This is a genomic window from Streptomyces sp. NPDC058872, from assembly GCF_042743065.1.
Lineage (GTDB): Bacteria > Actinomycetota > Actinomycetes > Streptomycetales > Streptomycetaceae > Streptomyces.
In genome coordinates, this window is sequence record NZ_JBHYMK010000087.1 from 1 (window position 1) to 23,649 (window position 23,649).

At 71.2% G+C, this 23,649-nt stretch carries 22 protein-coding genes; 19 read left to right on the forward strand and 3 right to left on the reverse strand.

Features of this window, described 5'->3' with window-relative positions:
• Positions 1-125: 125 nt before the first annotated feature.
• Positions 126-1,355, reverse strand: a complete 1,230-nt coding sequence (locus ACFW22_RS33260; protein ID WP_386411962.1) for a DUF349 domain-containing protein — start codon at positions 1,353-1,355, stop codon at positions 126-128.
• A 197-nt stretch (positions 1,356-1,552) separates the two neighbouring features.
• On the reverse strand, positions 1,553-2,356 hold the full coding sequence (locus ACFW22_RS33265) for a peptidylprolyl isomerase (RefSeq protein ID WP_386411964.1): 804 nt from the start codon (positions 2,354-2,356) through the stop codon (positions 1,553-1,555).
• Between the two features lie 154 nt (positions 2,357-2,510).
• Here ACFW22_RS33265 and ACFW22_RS33270 point away from each other — a divergent pair, with 154 nt between their 5' ends.
• From ACFW22_RS33270 to rpsD, 5 genes are all read left to right on the forward strand, one after another.
• Positions 2,511-3,218 (forward strand): MBL fold metallo-hydrolase, encoded by a 708-nt coding sequence (locus ACFW22_RS33270; RefSeq protein ID WP_386411966.1) that lies wholly within the window; start codon positions 2,511-2,513, stop codon positions 3,216-3,218.
• 8 nt (positions 3,219-3,226) lie between these two features.
• The gene (gene hisS / locus ACFW22_RS33275; RefSeq protein ID WP_386411968.1) at positions 3,227-4,489 is read left to right on the forward strand and encodes a histidine--tRNA ligase; all 1,263 of its coding nucleotides are present in this window, start codon (positions 3,227-3,229) and stop codon (positions 4,487-4,489) included.
• 150 nt (positions 4,490-4,639) lie between these two features.
• Positions 4,640-5,266: a vitamin K epoxide reductase family protein gene (locus ACFW22_RS33280; protein ID WP_386411970.1), complete on the forward strand. Its 627-nt coding sequence runs from the start codon at positions 4,640-4,642 to the stop codon at positions 5,264-5,266.
• A gap of 43 nt (positions 5,267-5,309) precedes the next feature.
• The gene (locus ACFW22_RS33285) at positions 5,310-6,662 is read left to right on the forward strand and encodes a replication-associated recombination protein A (protein WP_386411995.1); all 1,353 of its coding nucleotides are present in this window, start codon (positions 5,310-5,312) and stop codon (positions 6,660-6,662) included.
• Positions 6,663-7,088: 426 nt separating this feature from the next.
• Positions 7,089-7,703: a 30S ribosomal protein S4 gene (gene rpsD, locus ACFW22_RS33290; protein WP_384884567.1), complete on the forward strand. Its 615-nt coding sequence runs from the start codon at positions 7,089-7,091 to the stop codon at positions 7,701-7,703.
• Positions 7,704-7,737: 34 nt separating this feature from the next.
• Here rpsD and ACFW22_RS33295 read toward each other — a convergent pair whose 3' ends face one another.
• Positions 7,738-9,942 (reverse strand): ATP-binding protein, encoded by a 2,205-nt coding sequence (locus ACFW22_RS33295; protein WP_386411973.1) that lies wholly within the window; start codon positions 9,940-9,942, stop codon positions 7,738-7,740.
• A 158-nt stretch (positions 9,943-10,100) separates the two neighbouring features.
• Here ACFW22_RS33295 and ACFW22_RS33300 point away from each other — a divergent pair, with 158 nt between their 5' ends.
• The 14 genes from ACFW22_RS33300 (at position 10,101) to nusB (ending at position 23,597) form a co-directional block, all read left to right on the forward strand.
• The gene (locus tag ACFW22_RS33300; RefSeq protein WP_386411975.1) at positions 10,101-10,538 is read left to right on the forward strand and encodes a DUF948 domain-containing protein; all 438 of its coding nucleotides are present in this window, start codon (positions 10,101-10,103) and stop codon (positions 10,536-10,538) included.
• Positions 10,539-10,544: 6 nt separating this feature from the next.
• A complete protein-coding gene (locus ACFW22_RS33305) occupies positions 10,545-10,898 on the forward strand; it encodes a hypothetical protein (protein ID WP_386411977.1) in 354 nt (117 codons plus the stop codon).
• Positions 10,898-13,567, forward strand: coding sequence for an alanine--tRNA ligase (gene alaS, locus ACFW22_RS33310; RefSeq protein ID WP_386411979.1), 2,670 nt, complete (start codon positions 10,898-10,900; stop codon positions 13,565-13,567). Before ACFW22_RS33305 ends, alaS begins: the two co-directional genes overlap by 1 nt.
• Entirely contained in the window at positions 13,567-14,031 is a 465-nt protein-coding gene (ruvX, locus tag ACFW22_RS33315; protein ID WP_356069196.1) for a Holliday junction resolvase RuvX, read from the forward strand. The genes alaS and ruvX overlap by 1 nt, the downstream gene beginning before the upstream one ends.
• Positions 14,032-14,133: 102 nt before the next feature.
• Complete coding sequence (gene mltG, locus ACFW22_RS33320; RefSeq protein ID WP_386411981.1) at positions 14,134-15,894, forward strand: endolytic transglycosylase MltG; 1,761 nt, start codon at positions 14,134-14,136, stop codon at positions 15,892-15,894.
• The gene (locus ACFW22_RS33325) at positions 15,891-16,718 is read left to right on the forward strand and encodes a shikimate dehydrogenase (RefSeq protein WP_386411983.1); all 828 of its coding nucleotides are present in this window, start codon (positions 15,891-15,893) and stop codon (positions 16,716-16,718) included. Before mltG ends, ACFW22_RS33325 begins: the two co-directional genes overlap by 4 nt.
• A 200-nt stretch (positions 16,719-16,918) precedes the next feature.
• Positions 16,919-18,103, forward strand: a complete 1,185-nt coding sequence (gene aroC, locus ACFW22_RS33330; protein WP_386411985.1) for a chorismate synthase — start codon at positions 16,919-16,921, stop codon at positions 18,101-18,103.
• Positions 18,100-18,618: a shikimate kinase gene (locus ACFW22_RS33335; protein WP_386411987.1), complete on the forward strand. Its 519-nt coding sequence runs from the start codon at positions 18,100-18,102 to the stop codon at positions 18,616-18,618. Before aroC ends, ACFW22_RS33335 begins: the two co-directional genes overlap by 4 nt.
• On the forward strand, positions 18,615-19,712 hold the full coding sequence (aroB, locus tag ACFW22_RS33340; RefSeq protein ID WP_384887548.1) for a 3-dehydroquinate synthase: 1,098 nt from the start codon (positions 18,615-18,617) through the stop codon (positions 19,710-19,712). Before ACFW22_RS33335 ends, aroB begins: the two co-directional genes overlap by 4 nt.
• Before the next feature lie 5 nt (positions 19,713-19,717).
• Positions 19,718-20,164: a type II 3-dehydroquinate dehydratase gene (aroQ, locus tag ACFW22_RS33345; RefSeq protein ID WP_386411997.1), complete on the forward strand. Its 447-nt coding sequence runs from the start codon at positions 19,718-19,720 to the stop codon at positions 20,162-20,164.
• A gap of 384 nt (positions 20,165-20,548) precedes the next feature.
• Positions 20,549-21,352 carry an AAA family ATPase gene (locus tag ACFW22_RS33350; protein ID WP_386411999.1) on the forward strand — a complete coding sequence of 268 codons (804 nt, stop codon included), beginning with the start codon at positions 20,549-20,551 and terminating at the stop codon, positions 21,350-21,352.
• 70 nt (positions 21,353-21,422) lie between these two features.
• Positions 21,423-22,535, forward strand: coding sequence for an aminopeptidase P family protein (locus ACFW22_RS33355; RefSeq protein WP_386411989.1), 1,113 nt, complete (start codon positions 21,423-21,425; stop codon positions 22,533-22,535).
• A gap of 49 nt (positions 22,536-22,584) precedes the next feature.
• Positions 22,585-23,151, forward strand: coding sequence for an elongation factor P (efp, locus tag ACFW22_RS33360; RefSeq protein WP_386411991.1), 567 nt, complete (start codon positions 22,585-22,587; stop codon positions 23,149-23,151).
• Positions 23,152-23,153: 2 nt separating this feature from the next.
• Complete coding sequence (gene nusB, locus ACFW22_RS33365; protein ID WP_386411993.1) at positions 23,154-23,597, forward strand: transcription antitermination factor NusB; 444 nt, start codon at positions 23,154-23,156, stop codon at positions 23,595-23,597.
• The last annotated feature ends 52 nt before the right edge of the window (positions 23,598-23,649 follow it).

Consider the following 23,649-nt stretch of genomic DNA (forward strand, 5'->3'; position numbering starts at 1 on the left):
TACCGCCCCCCCCCCCCGGACCGGGGGGGCGAGGGGGGCGGGGTTGCGGCCAGGGGGCGGGTTCACCCGTCGGGGGGGGCCCCGTTTTGGTCTGTCGGGGGCCCGCCCCTCGTCCTGTCCCCGGCTCAGCCGCCGAACTCCTCCAGGCCCTTCAGCGCCTGGTCGAGCAGGGCCTGGCGGCCCTCCAACTCACGCGCCAGCTTGTCGGCCTTGGCGTCGTTGCCGGCGGCCCGGGCCGCGTCGATCTGCTTGCGCAGCTTCTCGACCGCGTCCTGCAGCTGCCCGGTCAGGCCCGCGGCACGCGCACGCGCCTCCGGGTTCGTCCGGCGCCACTCGGCCTCCTCGGCCTCCTGGATGGCCCGCTCCACCGCGTGCATCCTGCCCTCGACCTTGGGTCGGGCGTCACGCGGGACGTGGCCGATGGCCTCCCAGCGCTCGTTGAGGGAGCGGAAGGCCGCACGCGCCGCCTTCAGGTCCGTCACGGGCACCAGCTTCTCGGCCTCGACCGCGAGTTCCTCCTTCAGCTTGAGGTTCTCGGACTGCTCGGCGTCCCGCTCGGCGAAGACCTCGCCGCGCGCTGCGAAGAAGACGTCCTGGGCGCCGCGGAAGCGGTTCCACAGGTCGTCCTCGTGCTCGCGCTGGGCACGGCCGGCCGCCTTCCAGTCCGTCATCAGCTCGCGGTAGCGGGCCGCGGTGTTGCCCCAGTCGGTGGAGTTCGACAGCGACTCCGCCTCGGCGACCAGACGCTCCTTCGCCTTGCGGGCCTCCTCGCGCTGTGCGTCCAGCGACGCGAAGTGCGCCTTGCGGCGCTTCGAGAACGCCGATCGGGCGTGCGAGAAGCGGTGCCACAGCTCGTCGTCGGACTTGCGGTCGAGCCGGGGGAGACCCTTCCAGGTGTCGACGAGCGCCCGCAGCCGCTCGCCCGCGGCCCGCCACTGCTCGCTCTGGGCCAGTTCCTCGGCCTCCGTGACGAGCGCCTCCTTCGCGGCGCGCGCCTCGTCGGTCTGCTTGGCCTTCTGGGCCTTCCGCTCCTCGCGGCGCGCGTCGACGCTCTCGACGAGCTTGTCCAACCGGGCGGCCAGCGCGGCCAGGTCGCCCACGGCGTGGTGCTCGTCGACCTGCTGCCGGATGTGCTCGATCGCCGCGGTGGCGTCCTTCGCCGAGAGATCGGTGGTTCTCACCCGCTTCTCGAGGAGGCCGATCTCGACCACCAAGCCCTCGTACTTGCGCTCGAAGTAGGCCAGGGCCTCCTCGGGGGTGCCGGCCTGCCACGATCCGACGACCTTCTCGCCCTCGGCCGTCCGCACGTACACGGTGCCCGTCTCGTCGACGCGGCCCCACGGGTCGCTGCTCACAGCGCCTCCTCACCATGATGCCGTCGCGGGGTCGTACCCCGCGGGCATCGTCCACAGTTTCCCGGCGGGCCTCGCCCGCCATCGCAGCGTGACCGACGGCCCACGCTGCACTACGCCAATCTAGGCGAACCGTGCCCCGGCTGTCCGCACTCAGCGCGACCCAGATTCGGCAGTCGTGCCGGTGCGGACGCGCGGGCTCACTTCTTGACGACGGTGGCCTTCTCGATGGTGACCGGCTTCTTCGGGGCGCCGTCCGTGGCGCCTCCCTCGACGCCCGCCGCGGCCACGTCCTGGACCGCCTTGAGACCGGACGCGTCCAGCTTCCCGAAGGGAGTGAAGGTCGGGGCCAGCTTGGTGTCCTTGTAGACGAGGAAGAACTGGGAGCCCCCGGAGCCGGGCTGCCCGGTGTTGGCCATGGCGACGGTGCCGGCCGGGAAGGTCACCGAGCCGTCCTCACCCGCCTTGCCGAGGGCGTCCAGGTTCTCGTCGGGGATCGTGTAGCCGGGGCCGCCGGTGCCGTCGCCCTGGGGGTCGCCGCACTGGAGCACGTAGATGTTCTGGGTGGTGAGGCGGTGGCACTTGGTCCCGTCGAAGTACTTCTTGTCGGCGAGGTGCTTGAAGGAGTTCACCGTGTGCGGGGTCTTCGCCGCGTCCATGGTGATCGTGATGTCGCCCTCGTTCGTCTTGAGGGCCATCGCGTACGAGGCCTTCTGGTCCACGGACATCTTCGGCTCGGTGCCCGTCGACGCGCTCGCCGTCGGCTCCGTGCCTTCGGGCGTGTTCGTCGGGGCGTCGCCCGCGTTGTCCGAGCCCTTCGAGGAGTCGTCCGTCAGGGCCACGGAGGCGTACACGGCTCCGCCCGCGGCCAGTACCACCGCGAGGGCGGCCGCGATGACGGTGTTGCGGCGCTTCGCCCTGCGCTGGTTCTCCTCCCGCCGCTGCTGCTGCCGCGCGTACTTCTCCCTGGCAAGCTGCCGCCGCCGCTGATCGCTGGTGACCACCGGGTCCGCTCCTTGTCGCTCGTCTGTTCCTGTCCTGGCCGGATGTGCCCGTACGGTATACGGGTTGGCTGTGGAACCGGCACCGCCGGTAGGCTCTGATCTGCCGCATTCCGTGATTTCCGCGCCCTGGGCCGGACGACAACTAAGGACGAACGTGCTGATTGCCGGGTTCCCCGCCGGGGCCTGGGGGACCAACTGCTACCTGGTCGCCCCCGCCGCAGGCGAGGAGTGCGTGATCATCGACCCGGGCCACCAGGCCGCCCGAGGAGTCGAGGAGACGCTGAAGAAGCATCGGCTCAAGCCCGTCGCCGTCGTCCTCACCCACGGACACATCGACCACGTCGCCTCCGTCGTACCGGTGTGCGGGGCCCATGACGTCCCCGCCTGGATCCACCCGTCCGACCGCTACATGATGAGCGACCCGGAGAAGGCCCTCGGCCGGTCCATCGGGATGCCCCTCATGGGCGAGTTGACCGTGGGAGAGCCCGACGACGTGCGGGAGCTCGCCGACGGCGCCGAGCTGAAGCTGGCCGGTCTGGAGTTCTCCGTCGCCCATGCGCCCGGCCATACCAAGGGGTCGGTGACCTTCCGGATGCCCGAGACCGCGGAGGTCCCCTCCGTGTTCTTCTCCGGGGACCTGTTGTTCGCCGGCTCCGTCGGACGCACCGACCTTCCCGGCGGTGACATGGACGAGATGCTCGCGTCGCTGGCCCGCGTGTGCCTGCCGCTCGACAACTCGACCGTGGTGCTGTCGGGACACGGTCCCCAGACGACCATCGGCCAGGAGCGCGCCACCAACCCCTATCTGCGGCAGGTGGCCGCCGGCCTCGGGAGCACGGAAGCTCCCCGACGAGGAATGTGACGACTTTCGTGAGCACCTTCAAGGCCCCCAAGGGCACGTACGACCTGATCCCGCCCCACTCCGCCACGTACCTCGCGGTGCGGGAGGCGATCTCCGCACCGCTGAGGAAGTCCGGCTACGGCTACGTCGAGACCCCCGGCTTCGAGGACGTGGGCCTCTTCGCCCGCGGCGTCGGCGAGTCGACCGACATCGTCAGCAAGGAGATGTACGCCTTCGAGACCAAGGGCGGCGACAAGCTCGCCCTCCGTCCGGAGGGCACCGCGTCCGTGCTGCGCGCCGCCCTGGAGGCGAACCTGCACAAGCAGGGCAACCTCCCGGTCAAGCTCTGGTACTCCGGTTCGTACTACCGCTACGAGCGCCCGCAGAAGGGCCGCTACCGCCACTTCTCGCAGGTCGGCGCCGAGGCGATCGGTGCCGAGGACCCGGCGCTCGACGCCGAGCTGATCATCCTGGCCGACCAGGCGTACCGCTCGCTCGGCCTGCGGAACTTCCGCATCCTGCTGAACTCGCTCGGCGACAAGGAGTGCCGCCCCGTCTACCGGGAGGCCCTGCAGACCTTCCTGCGCGGACTCGACCTCGACGAGGACACCCTGCGCCGTGCGGAGATCAACCCCCTCCGCGTCCTCGACGACAAGCGCGAGGCCGTGCAGAAGCAGCTGTCCGACGCTCCGCTCCTGCGCGACTACCTCTGCGACGGCTGCAAGGCGTACCACGAGGAGGTGCGCGCCCTGATCACGGCTGCCGGCGTCGTCTTCGAGGACGACCCGAAGCTGGTCCGCGGCCTCGACTACTACACCCGCACCACCTTCGAGTTCGTCCACGACGGCCTCGGCTCGCAGTCCGCGGTGGGCGGCGGCGGTCGCTACGACGGCCTCTCCGAGATGATCGGCGGCCCCGCGCTGCCGTCGGTGGGCTGGGCGCTCGGCGTGGACCGCACGGTCCTCGCCCTGGAGGCGGAAGGGGTCGAACTCGACGTCCCCGGCACCACCAGTGTCTTCGCCGTCGCCATCGGGGACGAGGCGCGCCGCCTCCTCTTCGGCAAGGTCACCGAGCTCCGCCGGGCCGGCATCGCCGCCGACTTCTCCTTCGGCGGCAAGGGCCTCAAAGGAGCCATGAAGGACGCCAACCGCTCGGGTGCGCGCCTCGCCGTCGTCGCCGGCGAGCGTGACCTCGCGGAAGGCGTGGTGCAGCTCAAGGACATGGCTTCCGGCGAGCAGCAGGCGGTCACCCTCGACGGCCTGCTGGAAGCGGTACGGGCCAAGCTGGCCTGACGCACCGAACGGACGGAGGGGCCCGGACCGCGGCACGTGGTCCGGGCCCCTCCGCGTGCCCGTCCTTATCCCGGGCGAACGGCCGGAGCCGCGTCGGGTGTTGCAGAATGACCGTGCCCACAAGGCCGATCGAGCGAGGGAAAAGGCGACATGGCGAAGGCAGCGGTGGACGAGGTGGCGCCCGGCCGGGACGACGGCGGCACCATAGGGGCGAGCCGGGCCCTCTCCTGGCTGCTCGTGGTCACCGGAGCGGCCGGACTGCTCGCCGCCTGGGTCATCACCATCGACAAGTTCAAGCTCCTGGAGGACCCCAACTTCACCCCGGGGTGCAGCCTCAATCCGATCGTCTCCTGCGGCAGCATCATGAAGAGCGAGCAGGCCTCGGTCTTCGGCTTCCCGAACCCCATGCTCGGGCTCGTCGCCTACTCCATGGTGATCGCGATCGGGGTGGGCCTGCTCGCCGGAGCCCGGTACCGCCGCTGGTACTGGCTCGGCCTCAACGCCGGCACCCTCTTCGGCGTGGGCTTCTGCGCCTGGCTGACGTACCAGTCGCTGTACGAGATCAACGCGCTCTGCCTGTGGTGCTGCCTGGCCTGGGTCGCCACCATCGTCATGTTCTGGTACGTGACCTCGCACAACGTCCGCCACGGCGTGATCCCCGCTCCCGCCGGCCTGAAGACCTTCTTCGACGAGTTCACCTGGATCCTGCCCGTCCTCCACATCGGGATCATCGGCATGCTGATCCTGACCCGCTGGTGGGACTTCTGGACCGGCTGACGGCGCACCGCACTGTCGGTGCGGTGACCTAGGCTTCATGACCGTGGAGCCCGACCTCTTTACCGCAGCAGCCGAAGACCGCCAGGAGAAGGACCCCGCCAGCAGCCCGCTGGCCGTCCGGATGCGTCCCCGCACGCTCGACGAGGTGGTCGGTCAGCAGCACCTGCTGAAGCCCGGCTCGCCCCTGCGCAGACTCGTCGGAGACGGGAGCGGCGGACCCGCCGGAGCTTCCTCGGTGATCCTCTGGGGTCCCCCCGGCATCGGGAAGACCACGCTCGCCTACGTGGTGTCGAAGGCCACCAACAAGCGTTTCGTCGAGCTGTCCGCGATCACCGCCGGCGTCAAGGAGGTCCGGGCCGTCATCGAGGGCGCCCGGCGGGCGGCGGGCGGCTACGGCAAGGAGACCGTCCTCTTCCTCGACGAGATCCACCGGTTCTCCAAGGCCCAGCAGGACTCGCTCCTGCCGGCCGTGGAGAACCGGTGGGTCACGCTGATCGCCGCCACCACCGAGAACCCCTACTTCTCGGTGATCTCCCCGCTGCTCTCCCGCTCCCTGCTCCTCACCCTGGAGCCGCTCACCGACGAGGACCTCAAGGGCCTGATGGCCCGTGCACTCACCGGTGAACGGGGGCTCGGCGGGGCCGTGTCCCTCTCGGAGGGGGCCCGGTCCCACCTCCTGCGGGTCGCCGGTGGCGACGCCCGGCGCGCCCTGACCGCCTTGGAAGCCGCGGCCGGCGCCGCCATCGCCAAGGGGGAGGAGGAGATCACCCTCCAGACCGTGGAGGAAACCGTCGACCGCGCGGCCGTGACGTACGACCGCGACGGGGACCAGCACTACGACGTGGCCAGCGCCCTCATCAAATCGATCCGAGGCTCGGACGTGGACGCGGCCCTGCACTATCTGGCGCGGATGATCGAGGCGGGGGAGGACCCGCGCTTCATCGCCCGCCGGTTGATGATCTCGGCGAGCGAGGACATCGGCCTCGCGGACCCCAACGCCCTGCCGCTGGCGGTCGCGGCCGCCCAGGCCGTCGCCATGATCGGCTTTCCGGAAGCGGCGCTCACCCTGAGCCACGCCACCATCGCCCTGGCGCTGGCACCGAAGTCCAACACCGCGACGACCGCGATCGGCGCCGCCCTCGCCGACGTGCGCAACGGCCTCGCCGGAGCGGTCCCCCCACACCTGAGGGACGGCCACTACAAGGGGGCGGCGCAGCTGGGCCACTCCCAGGGGTACGTGTACCCGCACGACGTACCGGGCGGCATCGCGGCCCAGCAGTACGCCCCGGACACGATCCACGGCCGCCAGTACTACGCGCCCACCCGCCACGGCGCGGAGGCGCGCTACGCGGACGTGGTGGAGAGGGTGCGGGCCCGGCTGAAGGGCGCCGAGTAGACCCGCCCCCCGCTCCGCGTGCCCGGCCCCGCCCGGCCCCGGTCCTTCCCGCACGCCCGCGGGCCGGGGCCCGCCCACCGGTCCCCGTGCGGGGGTACCGCACGGACCCGGTACACTGGTCCGGATCGCTGCGTCCCGTGACCGGCTCCGGTCGGCACCACCAGAACGGGACAGTCAGCCGGAGACCCTGCCCTCGGGCGGGGTGTCCAGGAGCGTCGCGCACCTTCGAAGGTGTCGCGTGCAACCCACCATCACCCGGTTCCCGGGAACGGCGGTGGGTCGTTCGCGTGCTGCACGTATGTGCCCAGACCTGGGAGCGGCTGCCCGGCAGGTCCGTCCCGTACGGACCAGGCGGGTTTCCCGGCTGCGGATGCGACCTCCCTAACCCTGGTGAAGCCGTATTCGTACAGATAGAGAGGTTGGTTCATGCCGAACCAGTCCCGTCCCAAGGTCAAGAAGTCGCGTGCCCTCGGCATCGCGCTGACCCCGAAGGCCGTCAAGTACTTCGAGGCCCGCCCCTACCCGCCGGGCGAGCACGGCCGCGGCCGCAAGCAGAACTCGGACTACAAGGTCCGTCTGCTGGAGAAGCAGCGCCTGCGCGCCCAGTACGACATCAGCGAGCGCCAGATGGCGCGCGCCTACGACCGCGCCAAGAAGGCCGAGGGCAAGACGGGCGAGGCGCTGGTCGTCGAGCTCGAGCGTCGCCTCGACGCCCTGGTCCTGCGTTCGGGCATCGCCCGCACCATCTACCAGGCCCGCCAGATGGTCGTGCACGGCCACATCCAGGTCAACGGCGGCAAGGTCGACAAGCCGTCGTTCCGCGTCCGTCCCGACGACGTCGTGATGGTCCGCGAGCGCAGCCGCACCAAGCCGCTGTTCGAGATGGCCCGCGAGGGTGCTTTCGCCGCCGACGGCGAGACCCCGCGCTACCTGCAGGTCAACCTGAAGGCCCTGGCCTTCCGCCTCGACCGCGACCCGAACCGCAAGGAAATCCCGGTCATCTGCGACGAGCAGCTGGTCGTCGAGTACTACGCCCGCTGATTCCAGCACGGCAGCAGTACCACCCCCGCGGTGTTCAGCCCGCCGCTTCCCCGCCCTCGTCGGAGGGGGAGCCGGCGGGCTTCCGCGTTCCCGGTGCCCTCATCGCCCGCGCCGTGCGGAAAGGACGCGGAGCAGACGCTTCCGCCCGGCCGTCGGGGCGGGGGGCCCGCCACCCGGCGAGCGCCCGTGCCACGGCCGCGTCCAGCGGGAGGGCCTGCCCCTCCCGGACCGCAACGCCGTACGCTTCGGCTCCCATCTCCTCCGTGGCCCGGCGCTCGCACAGCGCCCCGGGACCGCCGAAGGCCACCGAGCCGAAGAGCCTGATGCCGACCGCGTCCCACACCGGCACCGTGGCCCCCTGGAGGACCGCCGCCTCCGTCGGGTTCCCCTCGCTCGCCGTCACCAGCGCGAGCAGTTCGACCGCCAGCACGAGACCGACCAGGTCGTGGAAGGCGTGGTTGATCGAGACGCACGTGGTCAGCAGCTCCCGCGCCTCCTCGAATGCGTCCCGGTTCCACGCCGAGTACGCCAGGACGTACAGCGCGTAGGCCCGGGTCCACAGTTCTCCGCGCTCCTCGCAGGCCTCCCGCACCTCCCGGCAGATCGCGACCGCCCCCTCCAGGTCGCCCCGGAAGGCCCGTGCCATTGCCAGCTCGACCCGTGCCATCAGCACGTTGCTGTTCAGCTCGCCGAGGTCCCGGTAGGCGTCGATCGCCCGCCCGAAGAGTTCCTCGGCCCGCGGCAGCTCGTCCGAGAGCAGCGCGAGACAGCCCATGCGGTGCGTCGCATAGGCCTCCGCCAGCGCGTTCCCGGAGGACCTGGCGCGCTCCCGGCACTCGTGGAGCGCCGCCACTGCCGCCGTCCCGTTGCCCTGGAGCACCGACACGTACCCGAGCACCCACAGGGCCTTCAGCCGTGCCTCCTCGTGCCCGGATTCCGAGGCGAGCGACCGCTCCAGCCAGTGCCGCCCCTCCGCGAGGCGCCCGCAGCCCACCCAGGCGAACCAGAGCGTGCCGGCCAGGTGCTGGGCGAGGTGGGCCTCCTCCGGGAGTTCGAGGCACAGGTCGAGCGCCGCCCGCAGATCGGGCAGGGCCAGGTCCGCCCGGGCCGCCACTTCCGTCTGGTGCGGGCCGAACCACTCCAACTCGCACCAGGTGGCGAGGCCCACGTACCAGTCGCGGTGCCGTCGCCGCACCCGTTCCGTGTCGTCGAGCGCCGCCAGCCACTCGGCCCCGTACGCGGCGACCGTGTCCAAGAGCCGGTAGACGGGGCCCACCGGGGTGTCCTCCCGCGAGACCAGCGACTGCGCGAGCAGCCCCCCGAGGTGCTCCAGGACCCGGTCCGGCGGCAGTTCCGGGCTCCCGCACACGTACTCCACCGCCTCCAGGTCGAAGGGGCCGGCGAACACCGAGAGGCGCGCCCAGAGCAGCCGCTCCTCCGGGGTGCACAGTTCGTGACTCCAGCCGATCGCGGTACGCAGCGTCCGGTGGCGGGGGAGCACTCCGCGCTCCCCGTCCGTCAGCAGGCGGAAGCGGTCGTCGAGGCGCTGCAGCACCTGCTCGACGGAGAGCAGCGGGAGCCGTCCGGCGGCCAGTTCGAGGGCCAGGGGGATGCCGTCGAGCCGTCGGCACAGCTCCCGCACGCCGTTCGGCCGGGCATCCAGGTCCCCGGGCGCCCCCGTCCCGGACGCCGGTGGGTCCGGGGCCACCGGCGCACCCGCCTCCGCGGCCCGCTCTGCGAGGAGCGCCACCGCGTCCGCCTCGCCCATCGGAGCCAGGGGGAACACCGCTTCGCCTGCCACCTTCAGGGGGCGCCGGCCGACCGCGAGCACGGTGAGCCCGGGTGCACCGGCGAGCAGGTCCCGGACCAGCGGGGCGCAGTGCTCCACCAGGTGCTCGAAACCGTCGACCACCAGCAGCATCCGCCGCTCGGCGAGGTGCTCGACCAGCACCTGTTCCGGGGGCCTCGGCGTGTGGTCGGTCAGTCCGAGCGCCTCCACCAGGGCGTGCCCGATCAGGTCCGGGTCGCGCAGCGACGCCAACCCGGCGAGCCGCACCCCGTCGGCGTAGCGCTGTCGTGTTTCCGCGGCGGTCCGCAGCGCGAGCCGCGTCTTGCCGACCCCGCCCACGCCCACGACCGTGACCAGGCGGGAAGCCGTGAGGAGCGCCTTCAGGGACGCCTGCTCGGTGGCCCGCCCGACGAACCGGTTCAGCTCCGCCGGGAGATTGCTCCGTCGCATGGGACACGGAGCGTACTCACCCCCGTGCGCTCCGTACAATCGACTTCCCGCAACTCCCGTCCCACGGGCGGTAATGCGGTACGGCGGTACGGCCGGGGCGCGATAGGGTCGGGAGACGACTTTTCACAAGGCCCCACGACAACAGAGAGCGGTGCAGAGTGACCGGTGGAGAGGTTGCCGGGATCCTGGTGGCCGTGTTCTGGGCGATCCTCGTCTCCTTCCTCGCCGTGGTGTTGGCGAGGCTGGCACAGACGCTCAGGGCCACCACCAAGCTGGTGGCGGACGTGACCGAGCAGGCCGTTCCCCTGCTGGCCGACGCCTCCGCGACCGTGCGCTCGGCGCAGACCCAGCTCGACCGGGTCGACGCCATCGCCACGGACGTCCAGGAGGTCACCTCCAACGCCTCCGCGCTCTCCACCACCGTCGCCTCCACCTTCGGCGGGCCGCTCGTCAAGGTGGCCGCCTTCGGCTACGGCGTCCGCCGTGCGCTCGGGCGCGGTCGGGAAGCCGAGGGCGCGCCGCGCGCCACCGCCCGTCGTACCGTGATCGTCGGTCGTACCGTGCCGTCCGCGCGACGACGGAAGCAGAAGGGCTGAGCCGCGATGTTCCGCCGCACGTTCTGGTTCACGGCCGGCGCCGCCGCCGGTGTGTGGGCCACCACCAAGGTCAACCGCAAGCTGAAGCAGCTGACCCCCGAGAGCCTCGCGGCCCAGGCGGCCAACAAGGCACTCGAAACCGGCCACCGAATCAAGGACTTCGCCCTCGACGTGAGGGCGGGCATGGTCCAGCGGGAGGTCGAACTGGGCGAGGCGCTCGGCCTCGACGCCCCCGACGACCGGGGACGGGAGCTACCGGAGCCGCGCCGGAGGGGCGTGCTCGGCCCCGCTGCGCGATCGACCGCACATTCGTTTTCCAAGATGCCTACGAGTTCGTTCAACCGGAATGAGGACCACTGATGGAGTCGGCTGAAATTCGCCGCCGCTGGCTGAGCTTCTTCGAGGAGCGCGGGCACACCGTCGTCCCTTCGGCGTCGCTCATCGCGGACGACCCGACTCTGCTGCTCGTCCCGGCCGGCATGGTGCCGTTCAAGCCCTACTTCCTGGGCGAGGTGAAGCCGCCGTTCACGCGCGCCTCCAGCGTGCAGAAGTGCGTGCGCACGCCGGACATCGAGGAGGTCGGCAAGACCACCCGGCACGGCACGTTCTTCCAGATGTGCGGCAACTTCTCCTTCGGCGACTACTTCAAGGAAGGCGCCATCAAGCTCGCCTGGGAGCTGCTGACCACCCCGGTCGAGCACGGCGGCTACGGGCTCGAGCCGGAGAAGCTCTGGATCACGGTCTACCAGGAGGACGACGAGGCCGAGCAGATCTGGCGCGACGTCGTCGGCGTCCCGGCCGAGCGGATCCAGCGCCTCGGCAAGAAGGACAACTACTGGTCGATGGGCGTCCCGGGCCCCTGCGGTCCCTGCTCCGAGATCAACTACGACCGCGGTCCCGAGTTCGGCGTCGAGGGCGGCCCCGCCGTCAACGACGAGCGGTACGTGGAGATCTGGAACCTGGTCTTCATGCAGTACGAGCGAGGCGAGGGCTCCTCCAAGGAGGACTTCCCGATCCTGGGCGAACTGCCGTCGAAGAACATCGACACCGGCCTCGGCCTGGAGCGCCTGGCGATGATCCTCCAGGGCGTCCAGAACATGTACGAGACGGACACCCTCAAGGTCGTCATCGACAAGGCCACCGAGCTGACCGGCGTCGACTACGGCAAGGCCCACGACAGCGACGTTTCGCTCCGCGTGGTCGCCGACCACATGCGCACCTCCGTGATGCTCATCGGCGACGGGGTGACCCCGGGCAACGAGGGTCGCGGCTACGTGCTGCGCCGCATCATGCGCCGCGCCGTCCGCAACATGCGCCTGCTCGGTGCCACCGGTCCGGTCGTCAAGGACCTCGTCGACACCGTGATCAACACGATGGGCGAGCAGTACCCGGAACTGGTCACCGACCGCAAGCGCATCGAGACGGTCGCCCTCGCCGAAGAGGCCGCCTTCCTGAAGGCCCTCAAGGGCGGCACCAACATCCTCGACACCGCCGTCACCGAGACCAAGGCCGCCGGCGGCACCGTCCTCGCCGGCGACAAGGCGTTCCTGCTCCACGACACCTGGGGCTTCCCGATCGACCTCACCCTGGAGATGGCCGCGGAGCAGGGCCTCTCGGTGGACGAGGACGGCTTCCGCCGCCTGATGAAGGAGCAGCGGGACCGGGCCAAGGCCGATGCCAAGGCCAAGAAGACCGGGCACGCCGACGTCACCGCGTACCGGGAGATCGCCGACAGCAGCGGTGCCACCCAGTTCACCGGTTACACCAACACCGAGGGCGAGACCACGGTCGTGGGCCTCCTCGTGAACGGCGTTCCCTCGCCGGCCGCCTCCGAGGGCGACGAGGTCGAGGTCGTCCTCGACCGCACCCCGTTCTACGCCGAGGGCGGCGGCCAGATCGCCGACCAGGGCCGCATCAAGCTGCACAGCGGCGCGGTCATCGAGGTCCGCGACGTGCAGCAGCCGGTGCCGGGCGTGTCGGTGCACAAGGGCTCCGTGCAGGTCGGCGAGGTGACCGTCGGCGCCACCGCCTACGCCGCCATCGACGTCACGCGACGCCGGGCCATCGCCCGTGCCCACTCGGCCACCCACCTCACCCACCAGGCGCTGCGCGACGCCCTCGGCCCGACGGCCGCCCAGGCCGGTTCCGAGAACCAGCCCGGTCGCTTCCGCTTCGACTTCGGTTCGCCGAACGCCGTCCCCGGCACGGTCCTCACGGACGTCGAGCAGAAGATCAACGAGGTCCTCGGGCGCGAGCTGGAGGTCCACGCCGAGGTCATGCCGATCGACGAGGCCAAGCGCCAGGGCGCCATCGCCGAGTTCGGCGAGAAGTACGGCGAGCAGGTCCGCGTCGTCACCATCGGCGACTTCTCCAAGGAGCTGTGCGGCGGCACCCACGTCCACAACACCGCCCAGCTGGGTCTGGTGAAGCTGCTGGGAGAGTCGTCCATCGGCTCCGGCGTGCGCCGCATCGAGGCCCTCGTCGGCGTCGACGCGTACCACTTCCTCGCCAAGGAGCACACGGTCGTCGCCCAGCTCCAGGAGCTGGTCAAGGGCCGTCCGGAGGAGCTTCCGGAGAAGATCTCCTCCATGCTCGGCAAGCTGAAGGACGCCGAGAAGGAGATCGAGAAGTTCCGTGCGGAGAAGGTCCTCCAGGCCGCCGCCGGTCTCGTCGACTCCGCCCGGGACGTCCGCGGTGTCGCCCTCGTCACCGGCCAGGTCCCGGACGGCACCGGCGCTGATGACCTGCGCAAGCTGGTGCTGGACGTGCGCGGCCGGATCTCCGGTGGCCGCCCGGCCGTCGTGGCCCTGTTCACCACGGTCAACGGCAAGCCGCTCACGGTCATCGCCACGAACGAGGCCGCCCGGGAGCGGGGCCTCAAGGCCGGCGAGCTGGTCCGTACGGCGGCCAAGACGCTCGGTGGTGGCGGTGGCGGCAAGCCGGACGTCGCCCAGGGCGGCGGCCAGAACCCGGAGGCGGTCGGTGACGCCATCGCCGCCGTCGAGCGCCTGGTTGTGGAAACGGCCTGATGCGACGAGGACGACGACTCGCCGTCGACGTCGGGGACGCCCGGATCGGGGTCGCCTCGTGCGACCCCGACGGGGTCCTGGCCACGCCGGTGGAGACCGTGCCGGGGCGTGACGTCCCGGCCGCCCACCGGCGGTTGCGCCAGATCGTCGAGGAGTACGAGCCGATCGAGGTCGTGGTGGGCCTGCCCCGCTCGCTCAGCGGGCGGGAGGGGCCGGCCGCGACCAAGGTCCGCGCCTTCGCCCGCGAGATGGCGAAGGGCATCGCCCCGGTGCCGGTCCGGCTCGTCGACGAGCGGATGACCACGGTCACCGCGACCCAAGGGCTCCGGGCATCCGGAGTGAAGTCGAAGAAGGGCCGGTCGGTCATCGACCAGGCCGCCGCTGTGATCATCCTTCAGAACGCTCTTGAGTCCGAACGGGTATCAGGTAATCCGCCCGGTGAGGGCGTCGAAGTGGTCATCTGATCGCGATACGGTAACGTTCCGCGCGATGCGGCGGTGTTCGAACAGCTTGCCGCACTATGTAGAGGCGGATCGTCCGGAAGCCTCGCGGCTGTTTGGGGATCGATGACTGAGTATGGCCGGGGCCCTGGCTCCGAACCGTGGCACCCCGCGGACCCGCTCTTCGGGGACCAGGGGTGGGAAGGTCAGCAGCAGTACCCGCAGCAGCCCGGCCAGTACGGCCACGGCGAGCAGGGGTACGCGGACCAGTACGGGCAGGGGCACGAACCCGGTCATTACCAGCAGGGGCACGAGCCCGGCCACTACGCGCAGCACCCGCAGCAGCCGCAGGGCTACGTCGATCCGCAGTACCCACAGCAGCAGTACCAGCAGCAGTACCAGGAACAGCAGTACGGCGCGGGGCACCCGGGCGGCTACGACACGCCCGGGAACCTCGGACAGCAGTACGACGGGAACTGGGAGACGGGCCAGGCCGCGATGGCGTACGCCGCGCCTCCGGCCGACCCCTACGGCGGGCAGAACCCCGACCTCTACGGCACCCCGGAGGCGTACCCGCCGCCCCAACCGCCCGGCCGCCGTCAGGAGCCGCCGGAGCCGGTCGTCGACTGGGCGCCGGAGGCACCGGTGAACCCGGCGGAACCGGACCGGGAACCCGAGGAGAAGCAACGCTTCTTCACCGAGGCGGAAGAGGAAGACGAGGAGTACGACGAGGAGCCGGGACGGGGCCGCGGCTCCCGCGACGGCGACCGCGAGCGCCGCAGCAAGACGAAGAAGCGCAAGAGCAAGAACGGCGTGGCCTGCCTGGTCGTCGCGCTGGTCCTGGCCGGAGGCGTCGGCGGTGCCGGTTACTTCGCCTACCAGTTCTGGCAGGGGGAGTTCGGTGCTGCCCCCGACTTCGCGGGCAGCGGGAGCGGTGAGGTCCAGGTCGAGATCCCGAAGGCCGCGGGCGGCTACGAGATCGGCAACATCCTCAAGAAGGCCGGCGTGGTCAAGAGCGTCGACGCCTTCGTCTCGGCACAGCAGCGCAACCCCAAGGGCCTGTCGATCCAGGCGGGCGTCTACACGCTGAAGAAGGAGATGTCGGCGGACAGTGCGGTCACGCTGATGCTCGATCCGGCGAGCCAGGCCAACCTCGTCATCCCCGAGGGCAAGCGCAACGCCTGGGTGTACGCACAGCTCGACGAGCGCCTCGGCCTCAAGGAAGGCACCACCAAGGGCATCGCCCGTGAGAAGGCGGGCTCCCTGGGCCTGCCCGATTGGGCCAAGAACCACGAGGACGTCAAGGACCCCCTGGAAGGCTTCCTCTTCCCGGCGAGCTACCCCGTCGCCAAGGGCAGCAAGCCCGAGGACGCCCTGCGCAAGATGGTCGCCCGCGCGAACCAGGAGTACGGCAAGCTCGACCTGGACGCGAAGGCGAAGGAGCTGGGCCTCCAGGGACCGTGGGACGTGCTGACGGTCGCGAGCCTCGTGCAGGTGGAGGGCAAGTACAAGCACGACTTCGACAAGGTCGCGCGGGTGGTCTACAACCGCCTCAAGCCGGGCAACACGCAGACCGCGGGACGTCTGGAGTTCGACTCCACGGTGAACTACCTCAAGGGCACCAGCACCCTCGATGTCGGAACCGTCGACGCCATGCGCAAGATCAAGGACCCGTACAACACCTACGCCTACGACGTGAAGGGCCTCACCCCCGGCCCCATCAGCAACCCCGGCGTCGAAGCCCTCAACTCGGCGATGAACCCCGCCGACGGTCCGTGGTACTACTTCGTGTCGATCAACGAGAACAAGACCGTCTTCTCCGTGACGAACGAGGAGCACAACCGGAACGTCGCGGAGTACGAGAAGCAACGGAAGCAGGGCCAGTGAGCCAGCAGCACCGCGCGGCCGTCCTCGGTTCGCCCATCGCCCACTCGCTCTCCCCGGTCCTGCACCGGACCGCGTACGCCGAGCTCGGTCTCGAGGGCTGGTCGTACGAGCGCTTCGAGGTGACCGAGGACGCGCTGCCGGGCTTCGTCGCCGCACTGGACGACAGCTGGGCCGGGCTCTCCCTGACCATGCCGCTCAAGCGCGCGATCATCCCCCTGCTCGACGAGATCAGCCACACGGCCGCCTCCGTGGAAGCCGTCAACACGGTCGTCTTCCGGGAGGACGGCCGTCGAATCGGCGACAACACCGACGTCCCCGGCATGATCGCCGCCCTGCGGGAGCGGGGCGTCGAGAAGGTGGAGTCGGCAGCCGTCCTCGGAGCCGGTGCGACCGCCTCCTCCGCCCTCGCCGCCCTCGCCCGGATCTGCACGGGCCCCGTCACCGCCTATGTGCGGAGCGAGGCACGGGCCGAGGAGATGCGCGGTTGGGGCGAACGACTGGCCGTGGAGGTCCGCACCGTCGACTGGGAACGGGCCGCGGAGGCCTTCGACGCGCCGCTGGTCATCGCGACCACCCCGGCCGGCACCACGAACGCCCTGGCGACCGCCGTACCGGACCGGGTCGGCACCCTCTTCGACGTGCTGTACGACCCCTGGCCCACTCCGCTCGCCGCCGCCTGGTCCGAGCGCGGCGGCCGGGTGGTCGGCGGCCTCGACCTCCTCGTGCACCAGGCCGTCCTCCAGGTCGAACAGATGACGGGAATGCCCGAGGCCCCGCTCGCGGCGATGCGCGCGGCGGGGGAGAGCGCGCTCTCCCCGTCCTGAGCCGCACAGGCACGCCCCCTGCTCGACCGGCGGGCCGTGCTCAGGGCTGTGCTCCCTCCCGAGCAGCACGGCACGCAGGGTCCGCCCCTTGGACCCGGGCCGGGGAAACCCCCGGGGCATGGGAGGATCGGAGGTGGCGGGCCCGGGCCGCGCACCCGGTCGCGCCGTCGCAGTGCCAGGCGCGAGCATGAGGAGCATCGTTGAGCAGGTTGCGTTGGCTGACCGCCGGGGAGTCCCACGGACCCGCGTTGGTCGCGACCCTGGAGGGTCTTCCGGCTGGTGTTCCGGTCACCACTGAGCTGGTGGCCGACCACCTGGCGCGGCGTCGTTTGGGTTATGGGCGCGGTGCGCGGATGAAGTTCGAGCAGGACGAGATCACGTTCCTCGGCGGTGTGCGGCACGGGCTTTCGTTGGGTTCTCCGGTTGCGGTGATGGTCGGGAACACGGAGTGGCCCAAGTGGGAGAAGGTGATGTCGGCCGATCCGGTGGATCCTTCGGAACTGAAGGAGACGGGGCGCAATGCGCCGTTGACGCGACCGCGTCCGGGGCACGCGGATCTGGCCGGCATGCAGAAGTACGGTTTCGACGAGGCGCGGCCGATCTTGGAGCGGGCCAGCGCGCGGGAGACGGCCGCACGCGTGGCGTTGGGGGCCGTGGCCCGGTCGTTCTTGAAGGAGGCGGCCGGAGTCGAGATCGTGAGCCACGTGGTGGAGCTCGCATCGGCGAAGGCTCCGTACGGGGTGTACCCGACTCCGGGCGACGTGGAGCGCTTGGACGCGGATCCGGTGCGTTGCCTGGACGCGGACGCGTCGAAGGCGATGGTCGCGGAGATCGACCAGGCCCACAAGGACGGCGACACGCTGGGCGGTGTCGTGGAGGTGCTGGCCTACGGGGTGCCGGTGGGCCTGGGGTCGCACGTGCACTGGGACAGGCGGCTCGACGCCCGGTTGGCGGGTGCGCTGATGGGCATTCAGGCGATCAAGGGCGTCGAGGTGGGCGACGGCTTCGAGTTGGCGCGGGTGCCGGGGTCGCGGGCGCACGACGAGATCGTGCGGACCGAGGAGGGCCTGGGCCGTGCCTCGGGGCGTTCGGGCGGGACCGAGGGCGGTCTGAGCACGGGCGGGTTGCTGCGGGTGCGGGCGGCGATGAAGCCGATCGCGACGGTTCCGCGTGCGTTGGCCACGGTGGACGTGGCCACGGGCGAGGTGGCCGCGGCCCATCACCAGCGTTCTGACGTGTGTGCGGTTCCGGCGGCCGGCATCGTCGCGGAGGCGATGGTGGCGTTGGTGCTGGCGGATGCGGTGCTGGAGAAGTTCGGCGGGGACAGCGTGCCCGAGACCCGCCGCAACGTCCGGTCCTACCTCGACAACCTCCACATCCGGTGACCGGCGGTCCCCAGATCGTCCTCGTCGGCCCCATGGGCTCCGGCAAGTCCACGGTGGGTGCGCTGCTGGCCGCACGGCTCGGCGCGCCCTACCGGGACACCGACGCCGACATCGTCGCCGCCGAGGGACGGGAGATCTCCGACATCTTCGTCGAGGACGGCGAAGAGCACTTCCGGGCCCTGGAGCGGGCCGCGGTCGCCACGGCCGTCGCGGAGCACACCGGTGTCCTCTCCCTCGGCGGGGGCGCGATCCTCGACCCCGACACCCGCGCCCTGCTGACCGGCCGGCCCGTCGCGTACCTCTCCATGGACGTCGAGGAGGCCGTACGCCGGGTCGGACTCAACACCGCCCGCCCGCTGCTCGCCGTCAATCCGCGCCGCCAGTGGCGCGAGCTGATGGAGGCGCGCCGGCACCTGTACACCGAAGTCGCACGAGTCGTCGTCGCCACGGACGACCGCACCCCCGAAGAGGTCGCCCAGGCGGTCCTCGACGCACTGGAGTTGAAGGACGTATGACGGAGCAGGACCAGGTGACCCGCATCCAGGTCGGCGGTTCCGCGGGAACGGACCCGTACGAGGTGTTGGTCGGGCGGCAGCTGCTCGGCGAGCTCCCCGGTCTCATCGGCACCCAGGCCAAGCGGGTCGCCGTGATCCACCCGGAGGCGCTCGCCGAGACCGGCGAGGCGCTCCGCGCCGACCTCGCCGACCAGGGCTACGAGGCGGTCGCCATCCAGGTGCCGAACGCCGAGGAGGCGAAGACGGCCGAGGTCGCCGCCTACTGCTGGAAGGCACTGGGGCAGACCGGTTTCACCCGCAGCGACGTCGTCGTCGGCGTCGGCGGCGGTGCCACCACCGACCTGGCGGGCTTCGTGGCGGCCACCTGGCTGCGGGGCGTGCGCTGGATCGCGGTGCCGACCACGGTCCTGGCCATGGTCGACGCCGCCGTCGGCGGCAAGACGGGCATCAACACCGCCGAGGGTAAGAACCTCGTCGGAGCCTTCCACCCGCCGGCCGGGGTGCTGTGCGACCTCGCGGCGCTCGACTCCCTGCCGGTGCACGATTACGTCAGCGGTCTCGCGGAGATCATCAAGGCCGGCTTCATCGTCGACCCGGTGATCCTCGACCTCATCGAGGAGGACCCGCAAGGCGCCCGCACCCCCACCGGGCCGCACACCGCCGAGCTGCTCGTCCGCTCGATCAAGGTCAAGGCCGAGGTCGTCTCCGGCGACCTCAAGGAGTCCGGCCGTCGGGAGATCCTCAACTACGGCCACACCCTCGCCCACGCCATCGAGAAGAACGAACGGTACAAGTGGCGCCACGGTGCCGCCGTCTCCGTCGGCATGGTCTTCGCCGCCGAGCTCGGCCGCCTCGCCGGGCGCCTCGACGACGCCACCGCCGACCGGCACCGGGCGATCCTGGAGTCCGTCGGACTGCCGCTCACCTATCGCGGTGACCAGTGGCCGAAGCTCCTGGAGACGATGCGGGTCGACAAGAAGTCCCGCGGTGACCTGTTGCGCTTCATCGTCCTGGACGGGCTCGGCAAGCCGACCGTCCTGGAGGGCCCCGACCCGGCCGTGCTGATCGCGGCCTACGGCGAGGTGTCCGCGTGAGCGAGGTGCGTACGGGCCGTCCGGTCCTCGTGCTGAACGGCCCGAACCTGGGCCGCCTGGGCTCCCGCGAACCCGACATCTACGGAGCCACTTCCTACAAGGGGCTCGTCGACTCCTGCCGCACGCTCGGCGCGGAGCTCGGCTTCGACGTCGACGTCCGGGAGACCAACGACGAGGGCCAGATGATCCGCTGGCTGCACGAGGCAGCGGACGGATCGGTTCCGGTGGTGATCAACCCCGGTGCCTTCACGCACTACTCGTACGGGATGCGGGACGCGGCCGCCCAGCGGACCGCCCCCCTGATCGAGGTGCACATCTCGAACCCGTACGCCCGCGAAGAGTTCCGACACACCTCGGTCATCGCGGCCGTGGCGACCGGGACGGTCGCCGGCTTCGGGATCGGTTCCTACCGGTTGGCGCTGCGGGCGCTCGCCGAGGAACTCGCCGACTGAGGACACGGGCACCAGGGGGCGTCCCCGACCGTTTCTCCTTCGGACGGGGCGGGGACGGTAACGTTCCGTCTCCCCGGACACACCGGTCCGAGGAGCGAGCAGGTGTACGAGACGGAGTGGCGCCGGATGCAGCACGCAGTGGGGGGCCCGCTGCCACCGCCCGAGCGGGCGGACCGGGGGAGCGCCCCCGGCAGCGGATCGAAACCGGACCCGGCGTCCGGGGCGGAATTCGCTCCGGGAGCGGTCGGGGAACCGGCCGGGCAGCCGCCCGTTCCCCCGGCGGTCGCCTCCCGACCGCCGCAGTCGCCCGCCGTGCCCCGGCCCGGGGCGCACCCCGTGGCACCGGCCGGTCCTTCCCGGCCCGCGCACGCGCCGCCACCGCCGGTGCCGCCCGGCTGGGGGGCCACCGGCGGCACGCCGCAGCACCCGGCGGGCCCCCGGCCCGGCACCGTGCCCCAGTACCCCGCAGGAGTGCCGCACGCCGCTGTCCCCCGGCACCCCTCAGCCGCACCGCCGGCCGCGGCCCCTCGGCACCCCCCTGCTCCTCCGCGCGCGGACCTCACCGGGCAGGTCCCGCCGCCCGTGGGCACCTCGCCCGCCCCGGTCCCGGAGCACGGTTCCGGGACCGGCGCGGCGACGCTCGCCGTACTGCTCATCGGTCCCGCCGGTGCGGGCAAGACGACCGTCGCCCGGCACTGGGCGCAGCGCCGCCGCGTGCCGACCGCGCACATCAGCCTCGATGACGTCCGCGAGTGGGTCTGTTCCGGCTTCGCCGACCCGCAGTCCGGCTGGAACGAGCACTCCGAAGCGCAGTACCGACTCGCCCGCCGCACCTGCGGCTTCGCCGCCCGCAACTTCCTCGCCAACGGGATCTCCTGCATCGTGGACGACGCCGTCTTTCCCGACCGGCCCGTCGTGGGCCTCGGCGGCTGGAAGCGGCACGTCGGACCCGGTCTGCTGCCCGTCGTCCTGCTGCCCGGCCTGGAGGTCGTGCTGGAACGCAATGCCGAGCGCAGTGGCAACCGGCGCCTCTCGGACGAGGAGGTCGCCGCCATCCACGGCAGGATGGCCGGCTGGTACGGCTCGGGCCTGCCGATCATCGACAACTCCACCCACGACGTCGAGACCACCGCCCGGATGCTCGACGACGTCCTGGCCCGGGCGATCGCGAGTCCGCCCGCCTGGTGACCCGTGGCGGCCGTGCCCGGATGGTCGTCCTGAACAGGCCGCCGTGGCCGGCTGCTCGTAGGCTCGGAGCATGTCAGAGGTGTATGCGGACCGCCGGGTACGGCTGCGCGACCGGTGCGCGGCCGCAGGCAGCACGGCGGCCCTGGTCTCCCGCCCCGCCAACGTCCGTTACCTCGCCGGCGGCTCGCCGCCGGGCGCCGTGCTGCTCGTCGGCCCGGAGCCGGAGGCGGACGTCCTGCTCCGCCCGGTCGCACCCGGCGGCGAACCGGCCGACGGGCGGCTCGACGAGCTGCTCCGACAGCAGGTCATGCCCACCGGGGGCGGAGACCCGGCGGTCACCGCCGTCGAACTGGCCCATCGGGCCGGCGCCGATGCGCTCGCCGTCGAGGAGCACCACCTGACGGTGACCCGGCACCGGGCGATGGGCGCCGTCGCGCCCGGACCCCACCTCGCCGACCTGGCCTGTGCCGTGGAGCAGCTCAGGATCGTCAAGGACGAGGACGAGATCGCCTGCCTCCGCATCGCGGCCGAGATCGCCGACCAGGCCCTCGGCGAACTCCTGGAGTCGATCCTCGTCGGGCGTACCGAGCGCCACCTCGCCCTGGAGCTGGAGCGTCGCCTCGTGGACCACGGCGCGGACGGGGCGGCCTTCCCCACCTCGGTGGCCACCGGCCCGCACTCGGGGCGCCGGCGGCACCGGCCGACCGACCGCCGGGTCGAAGAAGGCGATTTCCTCTCCGTCTGCCTCGGCGCCGACTACCGCGGCTACCGGTGCGAGATCGGCCGCACCTTCGTCATCGGCACCACTCCCGCCGACTGGCAGATCGAGTTGTACGAGCTCGTCTTCGCCGCTCAGCGGGCCGGCCGGGAGTCCCTCGCACCGGGTGCGGAGTACCGGGACGTGGACCGGGCGGCCCGCCAGATCCTGGACGCCGCGGGGCACGCGGAGGCCGCCGTGCCGCTCACCGGGCACGGGGTGGGGCTCGAAATCGACGAGGACCCGCAGCTCTCACCCTCGGCCATGGGTAAACTGGACGCTTGTGTGCCGGTCACCGTCGAACCGGGGGTCCACCTCCCGGGCCGGGGCGGGGTCCGGATCGATGACACGCTCGTCGTGCGCCAGGAGGCGGACGGCGGACCCGAGCTACTCACCATCACGACCAAGGAGTTGCTCGCGCTGTAAGGCGCGTACGCCTCCGAGGTCCCACGTCAGTCCAGGAGATTCCGCAACCGTGGCTTCCACGAACGACCTCAAGAACGGCATGGTGCTCAAGCTCGAAGGCGGCCAGCTCTGGTCCGTCGTCGAGTTCCAGCACGTCAAGCCCGGCAAGGGCCCGGCCTTCGTGCGCACCAAGCTCAAGAACGTGCTGTCCGGCAAGGTCGTCGACAAGACCTTCAACGCGGGTGTGAAGGTCGAGACGGCCACCATCGACCGCCGTGACATGCAGTTCTCCTACATGGACGGCGACTACTTCGTCTTCATGGACATGGAGACGTACGACCAGCTGCACGTCGACCGCAAGGCCGTCGGCAACGCCGCCAACTTCCTGGTCGAGGGCTTCACCGCCTCCGTCGCGCAGCACGAGGGCGAGGTGCTCTACGTCGAGCTCCCCGCCGCCGTGGTGCTGACGATCCAGCACACCGACCCCGGTGTCCAGGGTGACCGTTCCACCGGTGGCACCAAGCCCGCCACGCTGGAGACCGGCCACGAGATCCAGGTCCCGCTCTTCATCACCACCGGTGAGAAGATCAAGGTCGACACGCGCACGAGCGACTACCTCGGCCGGGTGAACGACTAACCGTGGCCGCTCGGAGCAAGGCCCGCAGGCGGGCCTTCCAGATCCTCTTCGAGGCCGACCAGCGCGAAGCTTCCGTCCGGGATGTCCTCGCGGACCAGATCCGGCTCGCGCGGTCCGACGACCGTCAGCCGCCGGTCAACGAATTCACCATGCAATTGGTCGAGGGGTACGCGGCCCACGTGGCGCGGATCGACGAGCTCATCGCCACCTATGCGGTGGACTGGGACCTCGACCGCATGCCCGTCGCCGACCGGAACATCGTGCGCCTCGGTGCGTACGAGGTGATCTGGGAGGACGGCACGCCCGACGCGGTGGCGATCGACGAGGCGGTGCAGCTCGCCAAGGAGTTCTCCACCGACGACTCCCCGACCTTCGTCAACGGTCTGCTGGCGCGCTTCAAGGACTTGAAGCCGCGCTTGCGCCGGGACGCCGACGCGGACGCCTGAGTCCGCAGGAGGCGTCTTCGGCAGTCGAAGGGGCCCGTGGCACCGTGTGTGC

Excerpts from the sequence above, each read along its gene's own strand:
- ACFW22_RS33280 (WP_386411970.1), top strand. The coding sequence starts at position 4,640 with ATGGCGAAGGCAGCGGTGGACGAGGTGGCGCCCGGCCGGGACGACGGC.
- rpsD (WP_384884567.1), top strand. The coding sequence starts at position 7,089 with ATGCCGAACCAGTCCCGTCCCAAGGTCAAGAAGTCGCGTGCCCTCGGC.
- ACFW22_RS33295 (WP_386411973.1), bottom strand. The coding sequence starts at position 9,942 with ATGCGACGGAGCAATCTCCCGGCGGAGCTGAACCGGTTCGTCGGGCGG.
- ACFW22_RS33305 (WP_386411977.1), top strand. The coding sequence starts at position 10,545 with ATGTTCCGCCGCACGTTCTGGTTCACGGCCGGCGCCGCCGCCGGTGTG.
- alaS (WP_386411979.1), top strand. The coding sequence starts at position 10,898 with ATGGAGTCGGCTGAAATTCGCCGCCGCTGGCTGAGCTTCTTCGAGGAG.
- ruvX (WP_356069196.1), top strand. The coding sequence starts at position 13,567 with ATGCGACGAGGACGACGACTCGCCGTCGACGTCGGGGACGCCCGGATC.
- mltG (WP_386411981.1), top strand. The coding sequence starts at position 14,134 with ATGACTGAGTATGGCCGGGGCCCTGGCTCCGAACCGTGGCACCCCGCG.
- aroB (WP_384887548.1), top strand. The coding sequence starts at position 18,615 with ATGACGGAGCAGGACCAGGTGACCCGCATCCAGGTCGGCGGTTCCGCG.
- ACFW22_RS33355 (WP_386411989.1), top strand. The coding sequence starts at position 21,423 with ATGTCAGAGGTGTATGCGGACCGCCGGGTACGGCTGCGCGACCGGTGC.